The 2338-nt window shown below is 63.4% G+C and carries 2 protein-coding genes; both read left to right on the top strand.

All coding sequences use genetic code 11. From position 1 onward, the window contains the following. Positions 1-257: BamA/TamA family outer membrane protein (locus ACZM96_RS10645; protein WP_489489035.1), on the top strand; the 257-nt coding region annotated here is incomplete at its 5' end. Further along, positions 257-2338: translocation/assembly module TamB domain-containing protein (locus ACZM96_RS10640; RefSeq protein WP_489489034.1), on the top strand; the 2082-nt coding region annotated here is incomplete at its 3' end. The genes ACZM96_RS10645 and ACZM96_RS10640, both read left to right, overlap by 1 nt.

Raw genomic sequence — 2338 nt, 5'->3', positions numbered from 1 at the left:
CCTCGTTCCATGAAGTCAATCTTGAAGCCCGCTTCCGCGTCACGGAAAACGTGGGCATCGTTCCCTTCCTCGACGGAGGCATGGTCTATGAGGAAGAATTTCCTCAACTGTTCCGGGATTTCCAGTGGGGCGCGGGCATAGGGCTGCGCTACTACACTCCCATCGGTCCCGTTCGTTTCGACGTCGCCGTGCCTCTGGACAAGAAGCATGACGACAGGGACTATCAGATTTACATCAGCATCGGGCAGAGCTTCTGATGAACGAAAAAGAGCACGACGAAAACCTGGCCCCCAAGGATGCCCCGACCGCTCCGCCGGAAAACGACGGCCGTGCGCCCGCCAAGAAGAAGCGCCGCCTGCTGCGCCTTACGGCGTGGAGCGTTGCCGGAGCGTTCGGATTTCTCGTGGCGGCCGGAGGCGGCGGTCTGCTCTTTCTGCACAGCTCTGCGGGAGAAGCCTGGCTCACGCGCACGATCAACGGCGCGCTCCAGTCCCTGCCCGGCGGACTCAGCGCCAGCATTGACGGCGTTCAAGGTCCGCTGCCTTTCCGTTTTCAGGCGTCGGGAATACGCGTTTGCGATGAACAGGGCGTGTGGCTGGAAGCGGAAAGCGCCGAGCTCTCCATGAACTGGAGCGAGTTGCCGAAAACGCTCGCCGTGGCGGAAATCTCGCTCAACGCCCCCAAGATGCTGCGCCTGCCGGAAACCACGCCCTCCGACGAGGAAAAAGCGCCGCAGACTCCGCTTTCGGCACAGCAGATGCAGAAAGAAATCCGGGCGCTCTTTCAAGACTGGCCGGGCTGGCTTCCCGCCTTTCAAGTACAGCGTCTGAACATACTCCGGGCAGAACTCAGCGAGGCCGTGTTCGGTTACGCCGTGCAGGCGTCGCTCGAAGCTGCGACGCGGATCGGCAGCGACGGCGTTTCGGCCTCGCTGAAACTGAGCCGCGACGACGAAGCCTGCGAACCTGTCGTCGTTCAAGCCGCGCTTTCCTCCAACCTCTCGCTCGATCTTGACGCGCAGGGCTCGGACCTCGGTTTTCTGGCTCTTCTCCCGGAAGGCGCGGGAGACGCCGTCGGCACGTTTCACCTCACGGGCAAGGGCGAGCCTTCGCAGCTCCGGGCAAGTCTGTGGGCCGATCTTCAGGAAAAAGCCTCCCTTCGCACGGCGCTTTCCGCGTCTGCCGACGCCGTGCTCAACCTGATGGAGCCGGACGCCGCAGCCATGCTGCGCTCCGCGCTCGTCACGCTGGAAAGCGGCCCGGCATCCGAGAGCCTCTGGGCGCTGGCCGGTCAGAAAAACGGCTCGCTCAAGGCAGGCGTTCTGGTTCAGACACGTCAAAACATTCAACCGAAACTTGAAGTTTACGCCAGCGCGGAACTTGCGGACATGGTCTGGACAACGCCGGAGCTTGCCGCGCTTTTCGGAAAAGCCTGCACGCTGCGGGGATCCGGCGCGATGGCCCGAAGCGACGAGCATGGTCTGAACGCCGAAATAACTTCGCTGCATCTCGCTTCGGAGCGCCTCCGGGCGCTCGTTCAAGGCGCGCTCCGTCTGCCGGACGGCTCTTTGCTGTCTCCCCGCTCCGACATGAAGGTTCACGCCGAATGCGCGTTCGACGACGCCGGAGCCCTCATTCCGCAGCTTTCCGGAAACGCCCGCTTCTCTGGCGACGTCTCTGGAAGCCTCTCGGCGCTCAGCGCCAAGCTGTCGCTCTCAAGCGACAAGCTCCGCATCGACAAGACGCTGCTGGAAAAGGCGCAGGTTGAGCTGACGCTCCCCCACGCCGACATTCCGCGCATGGCGGCGGATCTGCCGCGGCTCGCGGAACTCGGGCGTCAGGGCCTTTTCGGCGACGACACGAATGGGTCTTCCCCGGCTTCCACCGCCCCGGCATCCGAACATGCGGAAGCGGAAAAAGAAACATCCTCAGGCGATCCCCTTCCTCTTCTCACGGGGCGTGCCCGGGCCGATCTTCGCATCAACGGACAGAAAACCTCCCTCGACACACTCTGGGCGGTAGAAGAACAGCGCCGGACGCCGTCCCTGCGCGTCTCTCTGGACAAGCTGGATCTGCGTCTTGAGGACAACGCCGCCACGGGAAGCCTTGCGGCCCTGATTCCTTTCACCGCTTCTCCACGCCCCTCCGGCACGGTCGCCGAATTTCTGGGCATGACGCCGCCTGCGCTCGACGGCTCGCTGAACATTCGCATTCCGCACTGGGCTCCTCTGTCCCGCGTCTCCGGCGTGGACATCGCAGGCTCGCCGCTGACCATGGAACTTTCCCTCTCTTCGTCCGGCTCACAGTCCGTCGCCTGGAAAGGAACGCTGGACCGTCTC

The organism is Mailhella sp. (genome assembly GCF_057866825.1).
The sequence above is the reverse complement of the archived record's forward strand: the minus strand, read 5'-3'. Positions and strand labels throughout refer to the sequence as shown.